Below are 25,117 nucleotides of genomic sequence, written 5' to 3' on the forward strand. Positions count from 1 at the left end.
GGAATTGCATCAACTTGCCTCCGACTCAAGCAGCTTGATGCCGCGTTCGACGTTCAAGGCAGTCTTAACACCTTCCAGCGTCAGGCCGAGTTCGACCAGCGTGATGGCCACCGCTGGCTGCATGCCGACAACAACAGTGCTGGCATCAAGGACGCGCGCCATGGACGCAGTATTGCTGATCATGCGGCCGATAAAAGAATCCACCACATCCAGCGCAGAGATATCGATCAGGACGCCACGAGCACGGTCGCTGACGATGCGCGAGGTCAGGTCATCCTGCAGCGTCATTGCCAGCCGGTCATGCATGTCGACCTGGATGGTCACCAGAAGCAGGCGCCCCATGCGCAAAATAGGAATGCGCTCCATGTCTTACTCTGCGCCAGCTTGCACTGCAATACGCGCGCCGGTCTTTTTGAGTGCGATCATGAACGCATCGGCCAGCGTCGCCTTGGTGATGACATCTTCAAGATTCACTCCCAAGTGCACGATTGTCTGTGCGATCTGCGGCCGAATGCCGCTGATAATGCAGTCGGCACCCATCAAGCGAGCTGCAGCAATAGTCTTGAGCAAGTGCTGCGCCACCAGGGTATCGACGGTCGGCACGCCGGTGATGTCGATGATGGCGATCATGGCGCCGGTCTCAACGATCTTTTGCAACAAATTTTCCATCACGACTTGGGTGCGCGCGCTATCGAGCGTACCGATCAGCGGCAGCGCCAACACGTTCTGCCACAACTGAACCACCGGAGTGGACAGCTCCATGAGCTCTTGTTGCTGCCGAAGGATGACCTGTTCACGCGCCTTTTGGTGCACCTCGATAGTAAAAAGTCCCAGCTTGTCAAACAACGAGCTGGTGTTGGCGATTTCTAAGGCGAGAGTTGCCGGTTCACTGTTCAACGCAGACCGCAAATGCTCATATAACGGTTCCTTCAAGGCGAAAACGAAGGATGCTGTATCCAGTGGCGAAAATCCCTGTACCGCACGTGTCCTCGATACTTCGCTCAGGAGATGACGCAGGTCCGCCCAATCATCGCCGTCGGTATCGTCGCTGGCAGTAGTCTGAAGTGTCTTGGTCAGGATCTGCAGGAATTGCTCGGCCTGGCGGCGGATTTCGAATTCACCGCCTTTTTCTTTGCGTCCCAACTTTGACGTTAGAGTCTGCAACCAGTTTTCGAGTAGGGATTGTTGATGCTGAACCAGGATCTGGGCCAGTTGTTCGCTACGTGTGGATGTCATCTTCTTTTTATCCTTAGCAGAGAGCGATGCCGGAGGTCTTTTGGCGCCTACGACATCGTTTGAGAGGGGGCCGTACGGTGCCGTGGCTAAACCGGCCGCGTGGCCGTCTCATTCTAGAAGGGGACACATTTCTTGCATGTAAGACATTGCCGACACGTCTTGTAGGAAAACAGTCCCATCTAGTTCTAGTTCCATTGGGCAATAAATTCTTGCTCTTTATTTAGGCCAGCACCTACGCAATCTCGATTGTCCCCTTTCGGCCAGAAGCGGACGTTCAAAAATAATGGGCTATCCATTCATCCGCCGCAGTTGGTTGATTACGGCGCTGTGGTCGAGATCGCCATCGCCAGATTCGATCATGTTCGAGAATAAGTTGTCGGCAGTGTTCAACATCGGAAGGGACAGTCCGGCTTTTTGGGCAAAAGCGACGGCCGTTCGAGTGTCCTTCAATTGATACTTGGCGGGGCCACCTGGGGCAAACTCCGCGTTGATCATTCTTAAAGCGTGCTGGCGCAACGCTGTCGAATCGGCGAATCCACCCAGTAGCGCCTCTCGAACTTTTCCAGGATTTGCGCCTCCGCGCTCAGCCAAAAGCATGGCTTCGGCCACACTGGCAATGTTAGCTGCGACCATCATTTGGTTCACCAGTTTCGCGAGCTGGCCACACCCTGCGGGACCGACATGTGTGGGGCGCCCCATCGTCTGCAGGACAGCTAGTGCAATCTCCCACGCGGTCGCCTCTCCGCCGGCCATGATCGCCAGTGTCGCCTCCTTTGCACCCTTTTCACCACCGGATACGGGAGCGTCTACATAGTGAACGCCATGCGCCTTTGCTACAACTGCTTGCTGTTGTGCTGTCTCGACGGGAATTGAACTCATCACAATCAACAAAGCGCCCGGCTTCATTGCGGCAATTACGCCTCCTTCGCCCAGCAAGATCTCGTCGCAGGTCGGCCCGGAACTGAGCATGCAAATCACAACATCTGCGCCACTTGCGACGTCTCGGGCATTGCCGACGATGTTGGCCCCCCACTTCCTAAGCGAGGATGCTTTGGCTGCCGTACGATTCCAGGCCTTAATCGAGAATCCCGCGCGAGCCAAATGCTGGGCCATTGGCAGGCCCATGATGCCAGTGCCGATGAATCCGATAGTCTTCATCCGGTCGCTCCTTGAAGATGGCGATGAAACTCGCCGAAGCGTACCGGCAGTTCGCGTACCACTAACGCTGGGAAGCCACCTTGGAAGCGTTTTAAGTGAGGTGTTTCCAGATGGAGGTCGAAGGCGCGACGATCATCGTATAACTCATAGAACAGAACGTGATTACTGCCGGGTAATTGCACCACGTCGAATCGCTGGCAACCGGGCTCACTGTTGACCGAGTGGTGGGCGTCATCGTGCGCTAGTGCGAGAAAAGCCGGCATACAAGCCGGCTTTACCTCGAACTCGGCGATGACGACAAATGCGTCAGCCTTTGTCATGCGCGCCCCTTAGCGAATATTTCCGCGAGCCTGCTGTTCCATGTCGCGGCGCAAGGCCACCACGTCCAGGTCGTTGAGCAACTCCACATCTTCGAAGCGCACGATGGTGTCTTTTGCCACTGCGCGCTTCAACTTGACATTGTGGGCGAGGCCGATCGGGAGGGCGCCGATGGCCAGGCTCTTGGTGGCGGGAATAGCATTGGCCCAGACCGCGTAGCCACCCTCGCCGTCGAGGAATTCGCCCGGCTTCAGGTCACGTTTGGCAGTTGCCACCGCATCACCGCGGAATTCCTTGGAACAGCCGGTCGATTCGCCACGAAGCACGGCCGACAGCACGCTGATGCTGGTTTCCAGGCCGATCATATGGAATGGACGCCACATCGAACCGTACCAGCCCGACTTGTCGACCAGGAGTCCATATTGCTTGAAGCAGGCGCGCGCATATTCCGTGGGGGCCTTGAAGGTGACAAAGACGCCGTAGCGGATGTTGTTGAACACCTCTCGGCCATCCGGCTCTTGGCTGGCAGCGATGTCCACGAGGCCCGAACGCGCCAGCCGGCCACCGTCTGCAGCTGGTTTGAACACGCCGGCCAGGTCATGAAGGCCTGTCGGCGGGAAAGCCAGGCCGTCGTCGGGGCAATCGAGGCCGGTACCGTTGGCGACCGCAGCCATTTCGATCGCGGCCTTGGTGCCATCGGTGAAGGAGTTGTACATCTTCGGGTTGAAGTCGCCCTTGGCAACTTCTTCATCGGTCCAGCCGAAGTAGCCCCAGACGGTGTCGGGCGTGGAATAGCGGTAGCGTGGCTCGAAATTCATGCCTTTGCCGGCCGAGACCAGCTCGAAGCCGCACGAGCGTACCCAGTCCACCAGTTCGCAGATGATGGCCGGCTGATCGCCGTAGGCCATGCTGTACACCAGGCCTTTGGCTTTAGCTTTGGATGCCAACAACGGGCCGCACATGCAGTCCGCCTCGACGTTGACCATCACCACGTGTTTGCCGCCCTCGATTGCGTCAAGCGCATGACGCACGCCGGCGATGGGATGGCCGGTGGCTTCGATAATGCACTCGATCTCTTCGCAGTCGGCCAGCGCGGCGGCATTTTCCAGCACACAGGTGGTGCCGTTCTTGACGGCATCACCCAAGGTTTTGGCTGCGTAGCGTTCTTTCGGCCAGCCCACACGATCCAGCGAGGCATGTGCCTTCTCGATGTTGAGGTCTGCCACCCCCACGATATGCATGCCTTCGATGTGCTGTGCCTGTGCCAACACCATGGAGCCGAACTTACCGGCGCCGATCAGGCCGACCCGCACCGGGCGGCCGGCGGCCGCGCGCTCGCGCAGCAAGCTGTACAAATTCATGTCTCTTCCTTCTCGTAATAGACGGCCACCGCCTGATGCGGGCGCCGATGCGACTGACTCGTCAAATGCGGCAGGGAGGGGTTCCTTGCCGAGTCTCCTTTTTCGGGGCACCTGCGATATAAATCGACGACGCAGCCAACCCGTGCGAAAAAGTTTAATCAGCGCATATTGTTAAAACAATTAACATTTACGAGAGGAATGATTAGATTTTCTACGTTATTTAAAATCCTTCATGCCAGGAGGGATGAATTGTTCCGCTTGCCAGTGTTTCACCTCCTCGCGCAACCAGTCGAGGAATAGGCTCACTTTCCGTTTGCGCAAGCTGTCCACCGGGCAAACTACCCATTGCGTGGTCTGAACCACGCGGGGTGGGTTCTTTATCGGGCACACAAGAGTACCGTCACGTAGTTCGCGCCACATCATCAGGGAGCTTTCCAGTGCCAAGCCAATTCCATCGGCCGCGGCATCGATGGCCATGTGGCTGCGGTCGAACAAGACACGACTCATCTGAGTTGACGGCGTGATCTTGTTGAGCGAAAACCAGGTCGGCCATTGCACCTGTGATTTCACCGACTGAATCAACCGGTGATGCACCAGTTCATCTACCGAGAGGCTACCAGCCGGGGCATAGTCTGGCCGGCAGACCGGAAAGAACAATTCTTCAGCCAGCGCTTCCGTGTAGAGCCCGGGCCATTGCCCGCGCCCATGGCGAATCTCCACATCAACGGTCTCGCGCGTGAAGTCGGTGACTTCGTTAGTACCGTTTAGACGCACCTCGAGATCGGGATTGGCGTCGAGAAACCCCTTCAAGCGCGGGAGTAGCCATTTGCTCGACAGCGTCGGCGTCGCCCGCACGGTCAACAGTGTGATCGGGCGCAGGCCGCGGATGCTCTGGGTAGCTTCAGAGATGCGGTCGATTTCCTCTGCAATCATGGAAAAATAGCGCTCTCCCGCTTCGGTCAGCGCCACACCACGACCGACTTTCACCATAAGCGATGTCCCCAGATGAGTCTCCAATGACTGGATCTGCTGACTTACCGCGGATGGCGTGACATTAAGCTCCTCAGCTGCCGCTGAGATGCTGCCGGAGCGGGCTGCTGCATGGAAGACACTTATTGCGCGCAAGGGTAGGTACATACGCTCACCGTTTAATTTTTCTACAAGTTAGTGAAAAATAAATTAATTGTACTTCACCAATAAACCTTTTAAATTCAATCACGAACTCATTTCGGCGCCATGTTGTACGGTACCCAGCGAGAGTCGCGCGCAGCCAGAGAGTTGCGCTTTCAGGACGCGATAGCATGCCCGGAAATCCGGCGGCGACGCTCCTCCGACACAAGAAAACAGGAGACAAAGCATGAGCAAAACCACCCCACGCAGCGTGTCGCGCCGTTCCGTCCTGGCAGCCGCTGCAGCCCTACCTCTGGTGACCATCTGGAGTAAGCCGGCGCGCGCCGCGGAGTTCAACTACAAGCTGGCCACCGGTCAATCGCTGGACCAGCCCATCAACGCTCGCCTGAAGCAGGCCACCGACCGCATCCGCGAAGCCAGTTCTGGTCGCCTCGACATACGATTCTTCCCGGCCAGCCAGCTGGGCTCTGATACTGACCTGCTGACGCAGGTGCGTACTGGCGGCGTGGAGTTTCTGAATTTGGCCGGCTCAGTGATTTCTACCGTGGTGCCGCTGGCGGCGATTACCAATGTGGGCTTCACCTATTCCGATTACCAGCAAGTATGGTCCAGCGTGGACGGCGAGCTGGGCAAGATCATCCGTGCGCAGATCGAAAAGACCGGCATGATCTCGGTCTCGAAGGCGGCCGACAACAGCTTCCGCCAGATCTCATCGACGTCCAAGCCGATCAAGACACCGGTTGATTTGGCTGGCTATCGCATCCGCGTACCGGTGTCTCCGATGTTCACCTCGCTGTTTAAGGCGCTGGGCGCCAACCCAACCTCCATCAACTTCAACGAGCTCTACACCGCCCTGCAGACCAAGTTGGTTGACGGCCAGGAAAACGGCCTTGTCGCCATCGATGCCGGCAAGCTTTACGAGGTACAGAAGTACATCAGCCAGACCAATCACATCTGGGATCCGTTCTGGTTGCTGGGTAACCGGCGTGCCTTCACTGCTTTGCCGGACGATCTGAAGGACATCGTGCGGCGTGAATTTGACCGCGCCAGCATGGAGCAACGCGGCGACGTCGAACAGCTCAACGCTTCCTTGAAGGAGCAGCTGACCAAGAAGGGCATCACCTTCGACACTGCCAACCGTGATGCTTTCCGTAAGGCACTGACTGATGCCGGCTTCTACAAAGAATGGAAAGATAAGTTTGGCGCGGCGCCGTGGGCGGCACTGGAATCGGTCGTAGGGAAAATGGCATGAGCGCCGCGCACAGCATCCAACAGAGTACGGCGATGGGAGCGAGTAACGCTCCGCGTAACCTGATCGACACCTGCCAGCATTGGCTGCAAAGGGGCGTGGAGTCTCTGGCGGCGGCTGTGCTGGTAGCCGAAGTAGTGATTTTGATGGCAGGTATCGTCGCGCGCTCAGTGCTGCACAGTTCGTTGGTGTGGAGCGACGAGCTGGCGTCCATCTTGTTCTTGTGGCTGGCGATGTTAGGGGCTGCATTGGCAGTGCAAAAGAACTGCCATATGCGGCTGACCTTCTTTGTCTCCAAGTTGTCGCCCCGCGCGCAAGTCTGGACCGAAACCTTGGCCATTGGCGTCACCCTGGTAATGCTGGCGCTCCTCTTGCATCCCAGCATGGAGTATGTGGAGGATCAGGGTTTCGTTGAAACGCCGGCACTTGGCTGGAGTGGGATGGTACGTGCACTGGCTTTACCGGTCGGCTTTGCAATAGCACTTGCAAGCTGCGCATTGCGTCTGCTCCAGCATAGTAAGCGTGACCTGATAAGCGTGGCAGCTGTACTCGCGGTCATCGGTGGCGCCTGTTATCTCGCAGCGCCAACACTGGCATCGATGGGGCAACATTCGCTGCCAGTATTTTTCTTGGGTATGCTGGGTCTGGGCGTGATGGCCGGTGCGCCGATCGCCTTTTCGTTTGCAATCGCCACCAGCGCTTACCTGCTATGCACGACCTCTACGCCGTTGGTGATTGTCGTCGGCCGCATGGACGAAGGCATGAGTAGCTTGATCTTGCTGGCGGTGCCGATGTTCGTTCTCCTGGGGCAGTTGGTGCATGCAACCGGATTGGCGAGGGTGATGGTGGAGTTTCTCGCTTCGCTAGTGGGGCATGTGCGCGGCGGCATGTCGTACGTGCTGCTGGGAGCAATGCTATTGGTGTCCGGTATCTCCGGATCCAAGACTGCCGACATGGCCGCAGTGGCGCCGGTGCTATTTCCGGAGATGCGCAAACGTGGCGTGCAGGACAGCGAGTTGATCTCACTTCTGGCTGCTTCGGGAGCGATGAGCGAGACCATTCCACCGTCGCTGGTGCTGATTGCGATCGCATCTGTCACCGGCATTTCAATCGCTGCATTGTTCACCGCAGGCATTCTGCCGGCCATCGTGCTGGCACTGGTACTGGCCGTAGTGGCTTGGTGGCGAGCAGGTAGCGATCATGTGGAAACTCCCCGAGCTCCTGTTAAGCGAGTATTGCAGACGCTGGCAATCGCTTTTCCTGCCTTGCTCCTACCGTTTGTAATTCGCACTGCGGTCGTCGAGGGTGTAGCAACTGCAACCGAAGTTTCAACGATTGGTATTGCCTATTCACTTATCGTCGGGTTGATCATTTATCGTGGAAGCCTGAAGTGGAGCATGGCTATGCCAATTTTGATCCAAACTGCTGCACTCTCGGGAGCGATTCTTTTCATCGTAGGAGCCGCTAGCGCAATGGGTTGGGCCCTGACGCAATCCGGTTTTTCTCATGACTTGGCCAGCATCATGACGCATGTGCCTGGCGGTGCGACCGGATTCCTTCTGGTCTCGATTGCAGCATTCATTGTGTTGGGTAGCGTGCTGGAGGGGATTCCGGCAATTGTGCTCTTCGCACCGTTGCTGTTCCCGGTGGCACATCAGCTCGGCATCCACGAAATTCACTATGCAATGGTTGTGATCCTGGCCATGGGATTAGGTGTGTTTGCACCACCATTTGGCCTGTGCTACTACGCCGCTTGCATCATCGGGCAGGTGCCGCCGGAAGTTGCCCTACGCCGGATCTGGCTATATCTAGGGGTGTTGCTGTTGGGATTGATCGCAATCACCTTCATCCCGTGGATCTCTACCTGTTTCCTGTGACATAGGCGAAGAGGTTTCCATGCCTGTCGCGATCGCACCAACGGGCCTGACGGGCATGCAATGGGCGAACGGTGAAATGCTGGGGGCAATTGCGGCAGAGAAGTTCGGCATCCCGTCAAGATGCCGAGCGCTAATTTTTCCGCTGCGACATCTCCTCAGCAATCCGACTTCGTTATTTCGTCAACGAAGCCAGATGCCTGTCCAGCGCCTCACGAGTGCGACGCCCATTATCAGCATCCACTTTCTCACCGAGAACTTGCGCGAACTGACCAAGCTGGCCAGCTGTCAGGCCAACGTTCATGCTGATGCGAATGTGCGACTGCAGCTGTGATTCGGCACCAGGGAGCGCCGATAACATACCTACCGTGGCAAGTTCACGACTCTTCCAGTCGAGGTTGTCGCGTTCGAAGATGTCGCCGAACAAGTGCGTCTTCAGGTATTCATCGATAGCGGGAGCAAAATCGAATAGCGGGCCCTTTACTGGCGCTCCAGCCAATTTGGTCTGGTTTGCCGTGCCCGCCGCCAACAATGCATCGCCCTTGGGATTGGGGCGGCTTGGGGAGGAACCAGCAGCATCCTGGACACCGTGTTGCTTGCGGGCCTCCAGCACTTTCATCAACTCACCCAGCGCATTCAGGCTGCGCGGGAAACCTGCATAAGCGTAGAGTTGAACCAGGATTTCCTTGGCATCGCTGACGGTAATTCCAGCATCCAGCCCCTGGTTCAATGCGGCATTGAGCTTGGCCATGTCGCCGGCGGCGGCAAAGGCGGCGATTGGGCCAATTGCCTGCTGGCGAGCGGTGAGCACTTCCGAAGCGCCCGATGTAGCTTGTGTATTGCTCATCTCTTTGGAATCCTTCACGTTGGTCGCCGCCTGGGTTGCCGAACTTGCCAATGCAATGGCAATGGCGATTGCGATGACGCCAGGAATACGGCCTTTAGCGTGTGTTGTATTGTTCATCGGATACCTTCTCCATCCAGGTTACGTTCTTGCCGTCGACCATCGCAGTGACAGCCAGATGCGTCATGGCAGTCGTTCCTGTCGCCCCGTGCCAGTGCTTGACGCCTGGCGGGCACCAGATCACATCACCAGGATGAATCTCCTGGACCGGCTTTCCCCATTCCTGTGTCAGTCCGACGCCTGACATCACGACCAGTTGCTGCCCGGCGGGATGCGTGTGCCAGGCAGAGCGTGCACCTGGCTCAAATGTCACCAGGCCGCCGGAGGCAGTGATATTTTTATCGGCGGGCCATACCGGATCAACCCGCACACGGCCAGTGAAGTAGTCCGTTGGTCCCGGCATTGACGCTTGAGCACCTGCGCGGGTAATTTTCTGCGCCACCGTGTCGACAGGGGCGTCGGCCGCCAAGGCCATTGAGCCCTGCAGAAATGCAGTGCACAGCAAGATCTTCAAACCTGAATGCATTGAAATCCCTTCCAGCTTTTTAGCAAGAATTGCGGGCGATTTATCCGCCCGCGTTTTTCACGCCGCTGAGATATTGCTCATCAGTGACATGCTCAAGCCAGATGACATTCTTTCCATCTAGCGCTTCCTGTACTGCGATATGCGTCATGGAGGTGGTGGAGGTAGCGCCGTGCCAGTGCTTGTGGCCCGGTGGGCACCAGATGACGTCACCCGCCCGGATCTCGACGACTTCCCCATGTTCACATTGGGTCCAGCCGCAACCGGCAGTGACGATCAGGGTCTGGCCAAGAGGATGGGTGTGCCAGGCAGAACGTGCACCAGATTCAAAGGTGACGCTCGCGCACGAGACACGCGCTGGGGCCGGAGGGTTGTTGAGCGGATCGATGCGAACGGTGCCCGTAAACCATTCTGCAGGCCCCTTGAGGGATGGCTGTGATCCTGCGCGCTTGAGTTCCATGTTGTGTTCCTTTCAGTGTTTGTCATGACTCCACCTTCAGGCTCTCTCGAGACTGGTTCCCGCTTGAATGCAGGAAACGCCAGAGACAAATATCTTCTCTGGCTTGGAAATCACTTCGGATGTGCCGCCGTGGACGACACTATTGGCGTGAATGAAGTCATTCAGCAGATGTTGCCAACGGCAGCCCTGCTACGAAAACCATTTGGCATGATTCTCATGGACTTCAATTTTTTAGGTATGGGAACAACTATAGCGAATCAGATTCACCGCGAATAGACGAGCTAATCAGCATAGTGCTATAAGATCTTCTCATTAATCCGCCACCGTCTTTTCCTGCCCACTGTGTCGGGAATGACGCCCGACAGAATTTCCGGCAAACAAACCGAAAACCGTGCTGGAAAGTGGTAGAGATATGTCGGCGGGCAATTTACTTGGTGTGCCGCAACGCATTAATGACCATCGAGATGGCACGAGATGAGCGACGCGTGCTTGCGTAAAAGATGTGAAGCCCCGGAAAAGTCTGGCCCCAATCCTCCATGACCGACTGCAGCTGGCCGTTCGTGAGATAAGGACGCGCCAGCTCTTCGGGAACATAAGCCAGCCCGAAGCCCTCCACGGCCGCATCAATGACAGGATAGATGCTATTAAACGTCCATGGCCCGTCAACGCGCACCTGAAGATTCTGCCGGCCTTTTCTCAGTTCCCAGGCATAGTTTCCTCCCCGCACTGAAAACCGTGTATTGATACACGCATGGCCGGTCAAGTCCGCTGGGACGATAGGTGCGCTGTGACGCGCCAGGTAGGCAGGAGCACCGACAATGGTCATACGAACCTTCGGTGAGATCTGAACTGCGGTCATGTCCTTGGCAATCTGGTCGCCGAAACGCACTCCCGCATCAAAATTCTCTGAAACGATATCAATCAGGCCTGATTCAATCGTAATCTCTATCTTGATATCAGGAAAGCTCCGCTGAAGTTGGGACAATTTCGGCCAAAGCACAGTTTTTGCGGCAAAGTCGGAGGCAGTAATGCGGACTTTTCCCGACGGCTTATCCCGCAACTCTGCAAACGATGCGAGCTCAGCAGCGATATTGTCGAAACGCGGTGCTACACGCTGGATCAAGCGCTCTCCAGCCTCGGTGGGTGAAACACTTCGCGTCGTTCGTGTCAGAAGACGCAGCCCCAGCCGCGCCTCCAAAGCGCGAATAGTGTGACTGAGTGCAGACTGAGACACCCCCAGATGTACAGCCGCTCGGGTAAAGCTGCGCTCGCGCGCAACGGCCAGGAATGCCACGATGTCCCGAAAATTCTCACCTGACATGGTTGATTGCTCCTCAAAAATGAACAAGAGCTGCCATCATCGATGGCGCAAGGCATCTACCAGCAGCGTCATTGCAAGTGATTGCTGGCGGCGATTTGGATAATAGAGATGGAAACCCGGCCAAACAGGGCACCAGTCCTCCAGGACTGAAATCAATTGCCCCTTCGCGACACTTGCCTGAACCATATCTTCGGGCAAGTAAGCCAACCCGAAGCCAGCCTTCACGGCTTCAAAAATATCGTAGGCATTGTTGAACACCACCGAGCCGTCGACACGTGCGCTATAGGCACGCTTGCCTTTGACGAACTCCCATTCGTACAGGCCACCATAGGTGGAAGTGCGCAGATTGATGCAACGATGGCTGGTCAGATCGTGTGGGGTTGTGGGGCGAGTGCGACCACTGAAATAGCTCTTTGAACCAACCACGGTATTACGGACATCCGGACCGATCTTCACGGAGATCATGTCCTGTGCCAACTCCTGTCCAAACCTGACACCAGCATCATAGCCACGTGCAGCGATGTCGACACTTTCGTATTCATTGATCAGCTCGACCTTGATATCCGGATATTGCGGGAGGAACTTCGCCAACTTCGGCCACAACACGCTCCTGATCGCATAGTCGATCGCCGTAATACGTATCGTCCCTTTTGGCGTATCACGAAAATCCGACAATGCTTCGATTTCAGATTCGATTTCATCGAACTCCGATGAAAGTCTATCCAGGAGTTGCTGTCCAGCTTCGGTTGGCACTACGCCTCGGGTGTTGCGCACAAGCAGTTGGATACCAAAGCGATTCTCCAACTCTCGCACGGTGTGGCTCAGCGCAGGTTGCGATATTTGCAATTTCGCAGCGGCGCGGGTGAAGCTTCGCGCGCGCGCTACGGCAATGAAGGCAAAGAGTTCACTGAAGTTTTCACGTAGCATGGATGGATTCCATTTAAAGAACACTTTTATTCTACAAGTACTACGCTATTCAATCTCGATTAATGAATAGAATTTATATTGGCATCAAAATTAAGACGGCTAGTACCTATCCCTCGCGCGACCTACACTTGGTTATCCGTGCGATGAGGACGATCTGCATGTAGTTGCTTTTTCCATGCCTCTTCGCAGCTTTCCATACAGCGAGGAGATTTTTTGATGAACGAGCAATTGACTTCCGGCCGACGAAATGTGCTTAGAGCCGGTGCCACCTTCGGTGCGCTGGCCTACGCTACCGCTGCATCGGCAGCACAACAGCAGAACCCCAACGCCCCTGCAAGTAAAGCAGATCACCACGTGATCACCCAAAGCCGAATTTTGGGCAGCGGCACATCGGGAATGGAGGTCTCAGCCTTGGGCTTCGGCGTGATGGGAATGAACTACAACCGCGGCCCCCACCCCGACAGGAAGGCCATGATCGCGCTTCTTCGACAGGCGGCCGAACGGGGCGTTACCTTGTTTGATACCGCCCAGGTCTACGGTCCGCTGATCAATGAAGAGCTGGCCGGCGAAGCACTTGAACCATTCCGTCACAAAGTCAGCATCACGAGCAAGTTTGGCCACCGCATTGTCGGTACCAAGTATATGGACGGCGAACTGGACAGTCGTCCAGCGACCATCCGCCGAACCGCTGAAGAATCGCTCAAACGCCTGCGCGTGGATGCCATCGACATGTTCTACCAGCATCGCGCAGATCCGGCGGTGCCCATTGAGGACGTGGCGGGCGCAGTCAAGGACCTTATCCAGCAGGGTAAGGTCAGGCACTTCGGTCTGTGCGAGGTAGGGGCGCAAACCATCCGCAGGGCACATGCCGTGCAAGCAGTGACTGCAGTCCAGAGTGAATACCACCTGATGTGGCGCGCGCAGGAGAAGGAAATCTTCCCTGTCCTGGCCGAACTCGGCATTGGCTTCGTCCCTTACAGCCCGATCAACCGTGGATTCCTTGGTGGCTCAATCAACGAGTACACCCGATTCGATTCAGGAAATGACAATCGCGCCACGCTACCCCGCTTCACCGCAGATGCGATCAGGGCAAACCTGGCCATTGTTGAAGTGCTGAACGCCTTCGGCCGCACCAGAGGATGTACATCTGCGCAGGTTGCGCTGGCCTGGTTGATGGCAAAGGCGCCCTGGATCGTGCCGATTCCCGGCACCACCAAACTGGCGCACCTGGAAGAGAACCTGCGCTCAGCCGACTTCAAATTGAGCCAGCAGGAAGTCAGCGAACTGGAGAACGCAGTATCGGCGATTCAAATCGTCGGCGATCGCTATCCCGCTGCGCAACAGAAACAGGTACAGGGATAACTATTCCTTTGCATCCAGAAGAAACAGCCAGGAAGGGAAAGCAAATGGCGTGGGAAAAAGATGTACTTGAAAAAATCGTCGAAGCCGATGACCTCAAGGTTTCACCGCTCCGTGACGATGGCATGACGCACGGAACGCCGACGTGGATATGGTGTGTGGCCGTCGATGGCAATCTTTATGTGCGTGCCTACAGCGGGCGGGAATCTCGCTGGTACAAGGCAGCACTACAGCAGAAGTCGGGGCAGATCATTGCTGCCGGCATGAAGAGCAAGGTTTGCTTCCATGCCGTCTCCGGGGACGTCAACGATCTCATCGACGAAGCCTACCGGGCCAAGTACCACGCCAGTCAATATCTTCGCCCAATGATTAGCGAACGGGCACGCGCGGCGACCGTAAAGATTACCCCACGGGATACTGGGAATTGATCACCGCGCAGTGTGTCTCCAACTGGCCGTCATGCGACGACATTCGCGAAACAAGGAACTCAACCAATGTTCAATCTGAGAAATTCACTGATTTCGACAGCGTTCTTCTGCGCCCTGTCCCTGTCAGCTGGCGCAGCTGAGCCACTCTCTGTTGCCCAAGGCGCCAACGTCGTCGGTTCCCAGAAAGTTACCTTCATCAACGGTACCATCAAGATGGCGGGCAATCTCTACCTGCCGCCAGCTTACGACAGTAGCCAAAAATATCCGGCGATTGTAGTGGCTCACCCTTGGGGTGGGGTCAAGGAACAGACTGCCGGTCTGTATGCACAGCAACTGGCGCGCAAGGGATTCGTGACCCTGGCATTTGATGCATCCCACTATGGTGAAAGCGGCGGCGAGCCGCGCGACCTCGAAGCGCCCATCGACCGCGTTCAAGACATCCGAAGTGCCGTGGGCTTCCTGAAGACCCTGCCCCAGGTCGATGCGAATCGCATCGGCTCGATGGGTGTATGCGCCGGTGGTAGCTATGCGCTCCACGAATCGCAAACTGACCCGAGAGTCAAGGCAGTCGCCAGCGTTGGTGCCTACGATATCGGGGATGCAACACGCACCGGAATCACGGGCATTCCAGTGACTGCAAAAGATCGCCAGAAACTGCTCCAGTCGACCTACGGGCAACTCGACAAGGAAGCCGCAGGGGCGCCCGCTCTCGTTCAGAGTCTGTTACCGCCGCTGAGCACCATCAATTCCGATTCGCCGAGCTTCCTCCGTGAAGCCACGCAGTATTACCTAACGCCACGGGGCGCTCATCCGAACGCCAAGAACCGCTTTGTCGTCACCAGCCCCGCCCTGCATGTCGACTATTACCCGTTAGAGCACATGGACCTGGTCTCTCCCCGGCCGGTTCTTCTCATCTCTGGCGACCGAGCGGAAACCATCAAGTTCAGCCAGGCGGCCTATGCGACCGCCAAGCAGCCCAAGGAGCTTTATGTCATTCCGGGCGCCTCGCATTTCGATCTATACGACAAGCCGCAATACGTCACGCCTGCCGTTGAAAAATTGGCCGAATTCTTCGGCAAGAGTCTCTGACCCTCTCCAATACAGGAACCAGCATCATGAAAATCTCGTTTGAAAATCAAGTAGCACTCGTCACCGGCGCCGCATCGGGCATCGGCCTTGCAACAGCGCAAGCTTTCGCCAAGGCCGGCGCTGCCGTCGCCATCGCCGATATCAACGGTGCCGCAGCGCGTGCCGCCGCAGCAGAATTGGAAAAAGCGGGCTACAAGGCCATCGGCATTGAGTGCAATGTGGCTGACAGCGAACAGGTCGAGGCGATGGTAGAGATGACCGTTTCCACCTTCGGCCGCCTGGACGCCGCCTTCAACAATGCCGGCGTGCAGAATATCCTCGCCGAGACCGCCGACGCAACCGAAGAAGACTTCGACCGTGTCACTTCCATCAACCTGCGTGGTGTATGGGCCAGCATGAAGTTCGAGCTGCGACACATGCGCAAGCAAGGCAGTGGCACCATCGTCAATTGCTCTTCACTGGGTGGCCTGGTAGGTGGAGCAGAACGCGGCACCTACCACTCTGCCAAGCACGGTGTCATCGGCCTGACCAAGAGTGCGGCACTGGAATACGCAGCACGCAATATCCGCGTCAATGCCGTCTGCCCCGGCTTGATCTGGACGCCCATGGCAGACCAGATGGTGGCCTCGGGCCAGGGCGACGCGCTGGCCGGCATGACCAAGATGATTCCGATGGGACGTCATGGGCGCGCAGAAGAGATTGCCAATTCTGTTCTCTGGCTGTGCAACGATGCGTCGAGCTACATCACCGGCCAATCCATTTCGGTTGATGGCGGCTTTATCATGCGTTGATGCGAAGCTGAATTACTTTCTTGACGGAGTGTCGAGCCATTATTGAGAAATAGTGGCTCTTTTTCGCTGTGTCACGGAATTTTCACCCCCTGCATTGCGCCGGAACATCCATATAATTGCGGCGGTGGCCAACGCGTTTAGCACAAACAGCACCCTCAGCCAGACCGGCCCCATGCGAACGCCTTTCTCTGTTCGTCTCCGTTGTGTACTAGCATTGGACAGAGATCAAATTTACATAAAGTCTAAGGCCGCGCCACGCTAGGCGCTGCCCCTATTGAGAGGCCGAGAATGGGAGTACGACTATAGCTTCGACGGAGACGTGGAAACCTTGAAGTCCCTTGTCCAGATGTCATAAAAGCTTTGGAACTATCCTGGGATAGGCAACAAGGCTGGAACAACGCTGATGGTGAGCTAGTTGCCCTTGCTGCGCAGGCACTGCGATGGAAAGGCGACTTTATTCGTCGTGCTGAGCTCAACGCATATTTGATTGCCAACCAAAAACAGCTATTTTTCCGTGGGTTCACGAATAAGATTTTTACGAATCAGAACTAATTGGCTCCGCTAGTCGACGTCAACTCCTCTGTACTTTGCACGCTAGATGGCCCACCTGTGGTTCTGTTGTTGATTTGCTCGTAGAATTGCCCCTCTCCATTTGACCCTCCTTCCATTGCCTCCCGAAGGCTGCCACGCGGTCATAAGCCCCTTCATACCTCAGCTCCCCTAAGTCCATGAACATCTGTTTCAGGGTTCGTCTCTGCTTGCGCGATTTGACTGCCTCAGCGCTGAGCCAGGCTGAAAGTCGAGGCGCGAATTTATCTAGGGCACTGGATGATTGCCTCGAGGGGTAGGAAGGCTCGATCGCTCCGGATCGGATAGGCTCGCGAAACTTTCGAAGAGTAGTTCTTCTCATTAAAAAAAATGGCGAGGCTCCACAGCCTCGCCAAAACACTACCAGAGGACAACTTCTATGACTTAACTGGTCGCCACTCGCCTGTCTTGTTGTTACCGCCTCGGGCCGAACGCGGACAGCCGTAGAAAGCAGCGCTCAGACATCAATCCAGTGTGAAGACGTTGACAAGCTCAGATAGCTTGAGTGCTTGCCCTTGAAGGGAATGTGCTGCGGCGGCCACTTCTTCCACCAGAGCGGCATTCCTTTGGGTCACCTCGTCCATCTGCAAGATTGCGGCATTGATTTCACCAACACCGCGATCCTGCTCCGCGCTTGCCGCACTGATTTCAGCCATCACTGAACTGACTCTTTGAACGCCGGCAACGACCTCGTGGATCGTTGTTCCCGCTTGCGTCGCGAGCAAGCTGCCTTCCGAAACCTGCCGCGTAGCGTCCCCGATCAAGCCTGCAATCTCTTTTGCCGCGAGTGCAGACCGCTGCGCCAAGACTCGCACTTCGCTCGCTACTACCGCGAATCCCCGTCCCTGCTCGCCGGCACGGGCCGCCTCAACCGCCGCATTGAGTGCAAGGATATTGGTCTGAAATGCAATGCCGTCAATCACCGCAATGATATCGACGACTCTTTTGGATGAGGCGTCTATGCCAATCATGGTATCGACCATGCGGCTTACCATGTCGCCTCCCTGAGCGGCAACTCTGGAAGCCCCTGCGGCCAACGTGTTCGCCTGATGGGCGTTATCGGAATTCTGTTGCACGCCAGAGGTAAGCTCCTCCATCGCGGACGCCGTCTGCTCCAGAGCACCAGCCTGGGATTCTGTTCTTGCCGATAGATCTGCATTGCCATGTGCGATTTCACTGGACGCGATCTTAATGATTTCACTCGACGCTCTTATTTCCCGCAAAAGATTCGATATCTTTTGAACAAACTGATTGAAGGCATGAGCAATTTGCGCAAGCTCATCGATCCCGCTTGCGTCGATTCTCTGCGTCAAATTACCTTCGCCGCTGGCAATGTCATTCAGCGCATCGCGCACCAGCCCCAGACGCACCAAAGCCTTCGCGATCAATACGCCCAGCAAAGCCGAGGCCGCGCAGGCAATCAGTGCAGCGATCAACACAGAAGAAATCAACATCTCTTTCAATGGCTGCATCGCATCAGCACGATCAAGGGCAATCAGCAATTTCCAGTCAGTACCGGGTACGCTAACTGCCTGAAGCATCACGGCCTTCCCGTCCAGCTCCACATATTTGCTGCGTTGAGAACGTTCTAAGTCAGACAAAAATCCGGAACTCAATCCTGGATCAATGTCCGATACCGGCTTTAGTGCAAGTGCAGAATCAGGATGGGCAATGATCTTGCCGGCACTATCAACCAAGAATGCAAAACTATTCGGAGTAGCTTTGATGCCGACGACGATCTGAACGACTGTGTCAAGGAGCACGTCGGCCGAGGCGACGGCGATGACTTTGTTCTCTGAGCGCACTGCCTCAGCAAATGTCACCAACAATTTTCCGATGCTGGCACTCACGTAAGGGGAAGTGACAACTGGGGTTGACGCCTCCGATGCCTTTATAAACCAAGGCCTTTTTGTTGGGTCATAGTCCGGAGCCCTGGTCCGCGACTGAGAAAACGAAGCACGCTTGTCCTGATAGCCGATGTAAGCGTCATCGAATCCGCCGGCCTGTCGAGCTGCCCTGAGTGCCGGACCGGCATCTTCCTCTCCAGCGGACTGCACGATGGAAGACACCACCAACTTTTTGGATTGAATCCAGGCCGCGATGGTCGCCGCGTGGCTATCGGCCAACTGGCGCGTCTGCACCTCCAGACGTTCAAGCAACTGTGATCGCGTTGTGACGTAGTTCGCGCCAACGACGCTCAACATCCCGGTCAGCACGGTAGCTACGCATACCGCAATTAAGCGCGCACGCAGTGTAGACAGCAACATCACTTCCTCATCTATGGATTGATTTTGGCCGAATGGCGCCATGTGCAGTTGGGCATCGCCAGCCAATGCGGCGCCGCTACCGAACCGCATGTGAGGGACCGATCAGATATCAGTCTGATTTTCGATATTCAAGCAATCACCCAAAAGGTCCGCACCTCATATGTGCGGACCTTGAGATAGATAGGATCAGCGCATAGCCTTGGCAAACGCATCGAACCTGTCCATTGCCTTTTCAAGAAGCGCCATTTCGAGGGAAATGGAGATGCGGAAGAAGGGGCTCAGACCGAATACTTCGCCTGGCACTGCTGCCATCTCACTTTCATCAAGAAGGGCCTCGGCAATGGCGACGTCCGTGCTCAGCTTCTTTCCCGCCCCGCTGGTACGGCCGATCCAGTCACGACAGTTGATGTAGACGTAGAAGGTCCCGGCCGGCTTGAGGGCCGAAAGTCCCGGCACCTTGTTCAGGCGCTCCACTACGAAATTCCGGCGTGCCTCGAACACTTCGCGATTTGCGGACAGGAAGGACTGGTCACCGTCGAGAGCAGCGATAGCCGCAGCTTGAGCAATGCTGCTCGGGCTGCCGGTTAATTGGCTGAGCAGATCACCGATGGCCTTCATCACCTTCTTGGGACCGGCAGCGAATCCCAAACGCCAGCCCGTCATGACGTAGCCTTTGGAGAAGCCGTTGATCGTGATAATGCGGTCAGAGAATTCCGGGATGATTTGCGCGAACGTTGCCGTTTTCTCTCCATCGTAGGCAAGATGTTCATACAGTTCGTCAGTCACGATCCAGACATCGGGATATTTCTTCAGAACCTCTGCCAGCGCACGAATCTCATCTTCGGTATAAATGGCGCCCGATGGATTGCTAGGCGAATTGAAGATAATTGCACGCGTCTTCGCATTGAGAACGCTGGACAGTGATTGCGGCGTGATCTTGAACCCGGTCGATTCTTCACCCACCACGAACACCGGTTTTCCGCCGGCCAGTTCTACGTGATCCGGGTAAGTGACCCAGTACGGCGCCGGGATAACGACTTCATCTCCGGGATTGACGACGCTAAGCATCGCTGCATAGATGATCACCTTGGCGCCGCTGCCGACCACAATCTGGTCAGCGGTGTAGGCAGAGCCATTTTCGCGCGCGAGTTTGGCGATGATTGCTTTTTTCAGGGGCGCGAACCCGTCCGCCGCAGTGTATTTCGTGAAATCGCTGCGAATCGCCTCAATACCCGCATCCTTGATGTGTTGCGGCGTGTGGAAGTCCGGCTCACCCAGGCTCAGGGGAATGACATCGCGGCCCGCGCGCTTCATTTCAGCGGCAAGTGCGCTCATTGCCATGGTCGGCGACGGTTTGATTTCGGTGGCGCGTTTTGCAAGTATTGGCATGATTTGACCTGTTTCGTGTGCGATAGGGTTATTGCATTGATTTCAGCTGGCGCTTTCAGCCGGTGCGACCTTGTCGTTGACCAGGCCGGCGTCATCAAACAGTTTTCGGACGAGCCCGGACGCCTTGGCGTTTTCAAGGAATTCAGAAACATAAGACAGCGCCAGCGGCCGCTTCTTGGGCACGGCGATCGCAATCCCCGCGCTGTGAAGATGGCCATCCAGAATGCGCGAACCAGGAATCCCTGCCTGGTATAAAGCCAACACATCGCGCGACAAAGAAACCGCATCGACCCGACCGCCGCGCAGCATCTCCATGGCTTCACCGACTGTTTCGGACGAGACGATCGTTGCAGAAGGCAAAGCGCGTGCGGTGCCACGAATGGTGGTGGTGTTCGCGATACCTGCCACCTTGGCACTTGGCTTGTCGAGATCAGCAATAGCGTTGATGCCGGAATCCCCTCGCACCAGGCCTGTCGCCTGAAGGACGAAATAGCTCGGTCCGAAATCGACCCGTCGGCGACGTTCTTCGTCAACCGGCATGAAAGCGACATCAATGACCCCACTTTCAAGTGCGTCGGTCAGTTGTCCGGAATTGGGGGCGACGTAGAAATCGATTGAAACACCCAGTTGCGTTGCAAGCGCTTTCCCCAACTCTGCGGTTACGCCGCGGGGCTGGCCGTCACCGTCCTTGACGACGAAGAAATTCGACATCTCCGGCGCAAACACGACTCCGAATTTGATCACGCCACTGGGCGCAAGCTGACTCCTGGTCGCTTGCCCCTCAACAGAGGTAGATGGTGGTTGGGTAAATTGAGGATAGGTCATGGCAGTGTGCGATATGGGCGATAAATCAAGCGGGGCAAGGAGCCCTCATTTCTAAACATGTTCGAGCTTGGTCAGCTTTACCAATTGGTCGAAATATATTTGGCCTCGGTAAACTCCAGGAGTCCGTGGTGCGCTCCCTCTCGTCCCAGGCCGCTTTGCTTGACGCCGCCAAATGGGGCCGCCGGATCTGAAACGAGACCTCGATTCAAGGCAATCATCCCGCTCTCCACCATTTCTGATACGCGCAACCCGCGAGCAAGATCGCTCGTGTAGATGTAAGCGACCAGACCGTATTCGGTGGCGTTGGCGAGCTCAATAGCTTGTTCTTCGGTGTCGAACACGACGATAGGAGCCACAGGGCCGAAGATTTCTTCGCCCAGAAGATCGGCATCAGGCGACACGTCCGTCAGTACCGTAGGCTGGAAGAAATAACCTACGCGGCCAGGCGCATTTCCGCCTGTCAGTACCTTTGCCCCTTTTGCCACGGCGTCATCCACCAAAGAAGCTACTTTTTCGACAGCGGCTTTATTGACCAACGGACCGCACTGTGTGCCGGGCTTGATACCGTCATCAACCACCAAGGCCGCGATTCGCTCAGCAAGCCGACGGCTGAACTCTGCAGCGACTCCACGCTGGACGTAGAAACGATTTGCCGCCGTGCAGGCCTCGCCACCGTTACGCATCTTGGCGATCATTGCGCCCTCAATGGCCGCATCCATGTCAGCGTCATCGAACACGACAAACGGAGCATTGCCGCCCAGCTCCATCGAGCAGTTAATGACGGAATCCGCTGCCTTGCGCAGCAAGATTCGCCCGACTTCAGTGGAGCCGGTAAACGACAATTTGCGTACACGCGGATCTTCCAGGATAGCGTTGGAGACCTTGCCGGCAGTTGATGTAGTCAGCACATTCACGACTCCTGCCGGAACACCCGCCTCAGCCAGGAGTGCGGCGATCGCATAGGCAGTCAACGGGGTTTCGGTCGCCGGCTTCAGGATGCAGGTGCACCCGGCGGCAAGCGCCGGGCCGATCTTTCGCGTTGCCATGGCTGCCGGGAAATTCCAGGGCGTAATGAGCAGCGAGATTCCAACCGGCTGATACTGCACAAGCGTACGCGCCATACCCGAGGGGGCAATGCTGATCTCGCCATTGATGCGAACCGCCTCTTCCGCATACCAGCGGAAGAACTCTGCGGCGTAGGTGATTTCCCCCTTTGCATCGGTTAACGATTTTCCGTTTTCCAGCGAAATGAGCTTTGCCAGCTTTTCGGCATCGCGAATCATCAAGTCGTAGCAGCGGCGCAAGATATCGCTACGGACACGCGGAGCTGTCTTCGCCCATGCTTTGGCAGCTTGATCTGCCGCGTCTACTGCCTGAATTGCGTCTTCGACACTGGCGTCGGCCACGCTGGCCAAACGGCTCTCGGTCGCAGGATCGATGACGTCAATCCTCTTTCCGGTTGCCGATGCACGCCAGGCGCCGCCGATGAAAAGATCGGTAGGGATTGCTGCAATGTTGAGCTCAGTTGATGCCATGATTTCCTCTGAAATGCCGCTGGTATGAATTAATGAGTGCCGTAGAAGGCGTTCTGAACAATTTCACGCACACCCTCAACATCAAGCTTGCGGGGGTTGTTGTTGATAAGTCGCGCTGAGAGCATTGATTGCTCGGCAACCCAATCCAACTTATCCTCGGGCAGCTTCAAGCCCGCCAAGGTGCGCGGGATTCCGATGCGGGCGCACAGATCACGGGTGCGCTCGATCGTTTCCAGAACGATCTGCTCTGAAGTGCCATGCGTGACGCCGATTGCGTCCCCCATCGCCATCAGTTCATGAAGGCATGCCGGCGCGTTGTACGCCATGACGTAGGGAAGAAGCGTGGCGACACCCAGGCCGTGTGCTGTGTGCGTGAGCGCTCCCACCGGATACTGAATCGCATGTGCCGCCGCCGTTCCCGCCACGCCGAAGGCCATCCCTGCCGATACAGCCCCGTACATCAGCATGCTGCGTGCATTGGCGTCCGAGCCATCCTCGATTGCGCGCGGGAGATACTTGAAGATCGCCCGAATTGCCGCGAGCGCATGCTGGTCGCTGAACAGGTTCTTGCCGACGAACACACGTTGCTGGGACAGCTCTGGCGTGCGCGGGTGACTGATTGCGGTCAAGGCTTCGACAGCGTGTGTCAATGCATCTGCGCCTGACAACGCCGTCAAGCCTGGCGGGCAGGTCAAAGTGAGTTCCGCATCGCAAACGGCGGTATGCGGGATCAGATAGGGACTGGACACCCCAACTTTCAGGTCGCGTGCGTGATCGGCCAAAACCGCCACGGGAGTGACTTCGGAGCCTGTACCCGAGGTGGTGGGGACGGCGACCACGGGAATCACTGGACCGGGGACCTTGAACTCGCCGTAAAAACGATCCATCGGCCCACCATGGGTGAGCAGCAAGCTGACCAACTTGGCCATGTCCAAGCAGCTTCCCCCACCGATACCAGCAATCACGTCGGGATTGAAGCCCTCACAGAACTTGACGCACTCTTCGATACTTGAAAGCGGCAATTCCGCTTGCGTCCCATCAAATACCAGGCAATCCAGGCCCTTCGACTTCAGATCCGCGAGAATTTCATCCATCGCAGTGGATGCCGCGAAACGTTGATCGGTGCAGACAAGAACACGCGTCCCGATACGCCCAATAATCTGCCCAAGCGCGTGGCGCTGGCCGTTCCCGAAGACGATCGCATTGGGCGACCGCATTACTCCGAAGATTTCATCCATCTGTGTCACCCTGTTAATCAATGTAGAAGCGAAGAGCCGAGCTCATTTCCTGCGGGATCAGCCAGATCTCGTATCCGCTGCCAGACCTCCGGAGCAATGAGAACCCCGCCTTTGAGGCTCGCATCCCGCTGGAGCAACGCACGATCTCCTGGCACCACCACCGGCCGTTCTGCAACCGCCGGTACAGATGAGCGAAGCATATTCAGGTAGTCCGTAACCGATTGCGTCATTGCATCCGACTCCGGCTCGATGACGATGAATACGTCGCCCTTGTTGCACAGCTTCGTTGAGTCAAGAGTGCCTGTGACATCGCGCCCCAAAGCAGATGCAGTGAGTGCCCCGACCAATATTTCGAAGGCAAGCCCCAGCGCATAGCCTTTGGCGCCACCGAACGGAGCGATTGCCCCGTCCTTGGCGGCAGCGGCATCAATGGTCGGATCGCCCTTGGCATCAAGGGCCCAGCCAGGCTGAAGAGCCTGCCCTCTGTTGGCATAGTCATGTACCTGGCCCATCGATATGAGGCTAGTTGCCATGTCGAGAACGAAGGGATCAGGAGTAGCAGGAACGCCAACGGCCACTGGATTGGTACCGATCATGGCCTCACGGCCGCCCCAGGGATGCACCAGCGCCTCACTGGTTGTAAGTGCAATCAGCACCTGCCCTTCGCGGGCGACACGTTCCGCGTAGAGCGCCAGCATTCCCAGATGATTGTTGTTGCTGATAGCTGCCGCAGCCAGGCCGGTGGTTTTTGCGCGAACTGAAATCTTTTCCAGCGCGGCCCAGGCGACAACCGGGCCCAGCCCTTGCTGCCCATCGACCTGCAACAACGCATCCCCACGCCAGCGCGATGTTCCTTCTGTCACAGGATTTGCTACGCCATTCCGGATTCGCTCGATCACACGCGGCAGCCTCAACAGGCCGTGTGATGCACGACCGCGAAGCTCAGCTTCCAGCAAGAGATCCATTTGCATCCTTGCGCCGACATCAGGTACTCCTGCCTTCGTCAGGGCCGCAACTCCCACCTGCAAGGCCTGCTCGCTCTCGATTCTGATCTTTTCACTCATACTTCCAGCCTGTTCTTTCTAACCTGTATTGCTCTTCTTTTGCGGGCAAGCTCTCGCCTTGGTGAGCCCGCCCGCATTACTT

23 protein-coding genes and 1 pseudogene are annotated in these 25,117 nt (G+C 56.6%); 7 read left to right on the forward strand and 17 right to left on the reverse strand.

The features are described from left to right. Window positions 1–9: 9 nt before the first annotated feature. The 6 genes from CEJ42_RS16220 to CEJ42_RS16245 form a co-directional block, all read right to left on the reverse strand. A complete protein-coding gene (locus tag CEJ42_RS16220; protein WP_088751793.1) occupies window positions 10–366 on the reverse strand; it encodes an STAS domain-containing protein in 357 nt (118 codons plus the stop codon). Window positions 367–369: 3 nt separating this feature from the next. Next, window positions 370–1,236 (reverse strand): STAS domain-containing protein, encoded by an 867-nt coding sequence (locus tag CEJ42_RS16225; RefSeq protein WP_088751794.1) that lies wholly within the window; start codon window positions 1,234–1,236, stop codon window positions 370–372. Window positions 1,237–1,524: 288 nt separating this feature from the next. After that, on the reverse strand, window positions 1,525–2,394 hold the full coding sequence (locus CEJ42_RS16230) for an NAD(P)-dependent oxidoreductase (protein WP_088751795.1): 870 nt from the start codon (window positions 2,392–2,394) through the stop codon (window positions 1,525–1,527). After that, the gene (locus CEJ42_RS16235) at window positions 2,391–2,714 is read right to left on the reverse strand and encodes a putative quinol monooxygenase (RefSeq protein ID WP_088751796.1); all 324 of its coding nucleotides are present in this window, start codon (window positions 2,712–2,714) and stop codon (window positions 2,391–2,393) included. Before CEJ42_RS16235 ends, CEJ42_RS16230 begins: the two co-directional genes overlap by 4 nt. A 9-nt stretch (window positions 2,715–2,723) precedes the next feature. After that, window positions 2,724–4,073, reverse strand: a complete 1,350-nt coding sequence (locus tag CEJ42_RS16240; protein ID WP_088751797.1) for an NAD(P)H-dependent oxidoreductase — start codon at window positions 4,071–4,073, stop codon at window positions 2,724–2,726. A gap of 216 nt (window positions 4,074–4,289) precedes the next feature. After that, the gene (locus tag CEJ42_RS16245) at window positions 4,290–5,210 is read right to left on the reverse strand and encodes a LysR substrate-binding domain-containing protein (protein ID WP_088751798.1); all 921 of its coding nucleotides are present in this window, start codon (window positions 5,208–5,210) and stop codon (window positions 4,290–4,292) included. A 220-nt stretch (window positions 5,211–5,430) separates the two neighbouring features. Between CEJ42_RS16245 and CEJ42_RS16250 the strand changes: the two genes are divergently transcribed. The 3 genes and pseudogenes from CEJ42_RS16250 to CEJ42_RS24670 form a co-directional block, all read left to right on the forward strand. Then, complete coding sequence (locus CEJ42_RS16250; RefSeq protein WP_088751799.1) at window positions 5,431–6,456, forward strand: TRAP transporter substrate-binding protein; 1,026 nt, start codon at window positions 5,431–5,433, stop codon at window positions 6,454–6,456. Next, the gene (locus CEJ42_RS16255) at window positions 6,453–8,330 is read left to right on the forward strand and encodes a TRAP transporter large permease (protein WP_088751800.1); all 1,878 of its coding nucleotides are present in this window, start codon (window positions 6,453–6,455) and stop codon (window positions 8,328–8,330) included. The genes CEJ42_RS16250 and CEJ42_RS16255 overlap by 4 nt, the downstream gene beginning before the upstream one ends. Before the next feature lies 1 nt (window position 8,331). Continuing rightward, window positions 8,332–8,445, forward strand: a pseudogene (locus CEJ42_RS24670) (alpha-hydroxy-acid oxidizing protein); the annotation flags it as partial. Window positions 8,446–8,502: 57 nt separating this feature from the next. On the opposite strand, the gene CEJ42_RS16260 reads toward CEJ42_RS24670, so the two are convergent. The 5 genes from CEJ42_RS16260 to CEJ42_RS16280 form a co-directional block, all read right to left on the reverse strand. Continuing rightward, window positions 8,503–9,174 (reverse strand): carboxymuconolactone decarboxylase family protein, encoded by a 672-nt coding sequence (locus CEJ42_RS16260; RefSeq protein WP_243397884.1) that lies wholly within the window; start codon window positions 9,172–9,174, stop codon window positions 8,503–8,505. Between the two features lie 94 nt (window positions 9,175–9,268). Beyond that, the gene (locus CEJ42_RS16265) at window positions 9,269–9,757 is read right to left on the reverse strand and encodes a (R)-mandelonitrile lyase (protein ID WP_207760446.1); all 489 of its coding nucleotides are present in this window, start codon (window positions 9,755–9,757) and stop codon (window positions 9,269–9,271) included. Window positions 9,758–9,797: 40 nt separating this feature from the next. Next, window positions 9,798–10,214, reverse strand: coding sequence for a (R)-mandelonitrile lyase (locus tag CEJ42_RS16270; RefSeq protein WP_088751802.1), 417 nt, complete (start codon window positions 10,212–10,214; stop codon window positions 9,798–9,800). Window positions 10,215–10,641: 427 nt separating this feature from the next. Next, a complete protein-coding gene (locus CEJ42_RS16275; RefSeq protein ID WP_088751803.1) occupies window positions 10,642–11,535 on the reverse strand; it encodes a LysR family transcriptional regulator in 894 nt (297 codons plus the stop codon). Window positions 11,536–11,571: 36 nt separating this feature from the next. Continuing rightward, window positions 11,572–12,462: a LysR family transcriptional regulator gene (locus CEJ42_RS16280; RefSeq protein WP_088751804.1), complete on the reverse strand. Its 891-nt coding sequence runs from the start codon at window positions 12,460–12,462 to the stop codon at window positions 11,572–11,574. A gap of 216 nt (window positions 12,463–12,678) precedes the next feature. On the opposite strand from CEJ42_RS16280, the gene CEJ42_RS16285 reads away from it, so the two are divergent. The 4 genes from CEJ42_RS16285 to CEJ42_RS16300 all read left to right on the forward strand — a co-directional run bounded on the left by CEJ42_RS16285 (window position 12,679) and on the right by CEJ42_RS16300 (window position 16,129). Then, on the forward strand, window positions 12,679–13,824 hold the full coding sequence (locus CEJ42_RS16285; protein WP_088751805.1) for an aldo/keto reductase: 1,146 nt from the start codon (window positions 12,679–12,681) through the stop codon (window positions 13,822–13,824). Window positions 13,825–13,868: 44 nt separating this feature from the next. After that, window positions 13,869–14,249 (forward strand): DUF2255 family protein, encoded by a 381-nt coding sequence (locus tag CEJ42_RS16290; RefSeq protein ID WP_088751806.1) that lies wholly within the window; start codon window positions 13,869–13,871, stop codon window positions 14,247–14,249. 66 nt (window positions 14,250–14,315) lie between these two features. Continuing rightward, complete coding sequence (locus tag CEJ42_RS16295; RefSeq protein ID WP_088751807.1) at window positions 14,316–15,338, forward strand: alpha/beta hydrolase; 1,023 nt, start codon at window positions 14,316–14,318, stop codon at window positions 15,336–15,338. A 26-nt stretch (window positions 15,339–15,364) separates the two neighbouring features. Further along, the gene (locus CEJ42_RS16300; RefSeq protein ID WP_088751808.1) at window positions 15,365–16,129 is read left to right on the forward strand and encodes a glucose 1-dehydrogenase; all 765 of its coding nucleotides are present in this window, start codon (window positions 15,365–15,367) and stop codon (window positions 16,127–16,129) included. A 1,052-nt stretch (window positions 16,130–17,181) separates the two neighbouring features. Here the strand turns inward: CEJ42_RS16300 and CEJ42_RS25400 are convergent. The 6 genes from CEJ42_RS25400 to CEJ42_RS16330 all read right to left on the reverse strand — a co-directional run bounded on the left by CEJ42_RS25400 (window position 17,182) and on the right by CEJ42_RS16330 (window position 25,035). After that, window positions 17,182–19,074, reverse strand: a complete 1,893-nt coding sequence (locus tag CEJ42_RS25400) for a methyl-accepting chemotaxis protein (RefSeq protein WP_276329112.1) — start codon at window positions 19,072–19,074, stop codon at window positions 17,182–17,184. A 96-nt stretch (window positions 19,075–19,170) separates the two neighbouring features. Then, window positions 19,171–20,373, reverse strand: coding sequence for a pyridoxal phosphate-dependent aminotransferase (locus tag CEJ42_RS16310; protein WP_088751809.1), 1,203 nt, complete (start codon window positions 20,371–20,373; stop codon window positions 19,171–19,173). Window positions 20,374–20,415: 42 nt separating this feature from the next. Beyond that, a complete protein-coding gene (locus CEJ42_RS16315; RefSeq protein ID WP_088751810.1) occupies window positions 20,416–21,198 on the reverse strand; it encodes a transporter substrate-binding domain-containing protein in 783 nt (260 codons plus the stop codon). A 77-nt stretch (window positions 21,199–21,275) separates the two neighbouring features. After that, the gene (locus tag CEJ42_RS16320; RefSeq protein ID WP_088751811.1) at window positions 21,276–22,733 is read right to left on the reverse strand and encodes an NAD-dependent succinate-semialdehyde dehydrogenase; all 1,458 of its coding nucleotides are present in this window, start codon (window positions 22,731–22,733) and stop codon (window positions 21,276–21,278) included. A gap of 29 nt (window positions 22,734–22,762) precedes the next feature. Continuing rightward, complete coding sequence (locus tag CEJ42_RS16325; RefSeq protein WP_088751878.1) at window positions 22,763–23,971, reverse strand: iron-containing alcohol dehydrogenase; 1,209 nt, start codon at window positions 23,969–23,971, stop codon at window positions 22,763–22,765. 17 nt (window positions 23,972–23,988) lie between these two features. After that, window positions 23,989–25,035 (reverse strand): Ldh family oxidoreductase, encoded by a 1,047-nt coding sequence (locus CEJ42_RS16330; RefSeq protein ID WP_088751812.1) that lies wholly within the window; start codon window positions 25,033–25,035, stop codon window positions 23,989–23,991. Window positions 25,036–25,117 lie beyond the last annotated feature (82 nt).

It is taken from the genome of Herbaspirillum robiniae, from assembly GCF_002213415.1.
Classification (GTDB): Bacteria; Pseudomonadota; Gammaproteobacteria; order Burkholderiales; family Burkholderiaceae_D; genus Herbaspirillum; species Herbaspirillum robiniae.

Excerpts from the sequence above, each read along its gene's own strand:
- CEJ42_RS16220 (WP_088751793.1), bottom strand. The coding sequence starts at position 366 with ATGGAGCGCATTCCTATTTTGCGCATGGGGCGCCTGCTTCTGGTGACC.
- CEJ42_RS16225 (WP_088751794.1), bottom strand. The coding sequence starts at position 1,236 with ATGACATCCACACGTAGCGAACAACTGGCCCAGATCCTGGTTCAGCAT.
- CEJ42_RS16230 (WP_088751795.1), bottom strand. The coding sequence starts at position 2,394 with ATGAAGACTATCGGATTCATCGGCACTGGCATCATGGGCCTGCCAATG.
- CEJ42_RS16235 (WP_088751796.1), bottom strand. The coding sequence starts at position 2,714 with ATGACAAAGGCTGACGCATTTGTCGTCATCGCCGAGTTCGAGGTAAAG.
- CEJ42_RS16240 (WP_088751797.1), bottom strand. The coding sequence starts at position 4,073 with ATGAATTTGTACAGCTTGCTGCGCGAGCGCGCGGCCGCCGGCCGCCCG.
- CEJ42_RS16245 (WP_088751798.1), bottom strand. The coding sequence starts at position 5,210 with ATGTACCTACCCTTGCGCGCAATAAGTGTCTTCCATGCAGCAGCCCGC.
- CEJ42_RS16250 (WP_088751799.1), top strand. The coding sequence starts at position 5,431 with ATGAGCAAAACCACCCCACGCAGCGTGTCGCGCCGTTCCGTCCTGGCA.
- CEJ42_RS16255 (WP_088751800.1), top strand. The coding sequence starts at position 6,453 with ATGAGCGCCGCGCACAGCATCCAACAGAGTACGGCGATGGGAGCGAGT.
- CEJ42_RS16260 (WP_243397884.1), bottom strand. The coding sequence starts at position 9,174 with ATGAGCAATACACAAGCTACATCGGGCGCTTCGGAAGTGCTCACCGCT.
- CEJ42_RS16265 (WP_207760446.1), bottom strand. The coding sequence starts at position 9,757 with ATGCATTCAGGTTTGAAGATCTTGCTGTGCACTGCATTTCTGCAGGGC.
- CEJ42_RS16270 (WP_088751802.1), bottom strand. The coding sequence starts at position 10,214 with ATGGAACTCAAGCGCGCAGGATCACAGCCATCCCTCAAGGGGCCTGCA.
- CEJ42_RS16275 (WP_088751803.1), bottom strand. The coding sequence starts at position 11,535 with ATGTCAGGTGAGAATTTTCGGGACATCGTGGCATTCCTGGCCGTTGCG.
- CEJ42_RS16280 (WP_088751804.1), bottom strand. The coding sequence starts at position 12,462 with ATGCTACGTGAAAACTTCAGTGAACTCTTTGCCTTCATTGCCGTAGCG.
- CEJ42_RS16285 (WP_088751805.1), top strand. The coding sequence starts at position 12,679 with ATGAACGAGCAATTGACTTCCGGCCGACGAAATGTGCTTAGAGCCGGT.
- CEJ42_RS16290 (WP_088751806.1), top strand. The coding sequence starts at position 13,869 with ATGGCGTGGGAAAAAGATGTACTTGAAAAAATCGTCGAAGCCGATGAC.
- CEJ42_RS16295 (WP_088751807.1), top strand. The coding sequence starts at position 14,316 with ATGTTCAATCTGAGAAATTCACTGATTTCGACAGCGTTCTTCTGCGCC.
- CEJ42_RS16300 (WP_088751808.1), top strand. The coding sequence starts at position 15,365 with ATGAAAATCTCGTTTGAAAATCAAGTAGCACTCGTCACCGGCGCCGCA.
- CEJ42_RS25400 (WP_276329112.1), bottom strand. The coding sequence starts at position 19,074 with ATGCGGTTCGGTAGCGGCGCCGCATTGGCTGGCGATGCCCAACTGCAC.
- CEJ42_RS16310 (WP_088751809.1), bottom strand. The coding sequence starts at position 20,373 with ATGCCAATACTTGCAAAACGCGCCACCGAAATCAAACCGTCGCCGACC.
- CEJ42_RS16315 (WP_088751810.1), bottom strand. The coding sequence starts at position 21,198 with ATGACCTATCCTCAATTTACCCAACCACCATCTACCTCTGTTGAGGGG.
- CEJ42_RS16320 (WP_088751811.1), bottom strand. The coding sequence starts at position 22,733 with ATGGCATCAACTGAGCTCAACATTGCAGCAATCCCTACCGATCTTTTC.
- CEJ42_RS16325 (WP_088751878.1), bottom strand. The coding sequence starts at position 23,971 with ATGGATGAAATCTTCGGAGTAATGCGGTCGCCCAATGCGATCGTCTTC.
- CEJ42_RS16330 (WP_088751812.1), bottom strand. The coding sequence starts at position 25,035 with ATGAGTGAAAAGATCAGAATCGAGAGCGAGCAGGCCTTGCAGGTGGGA.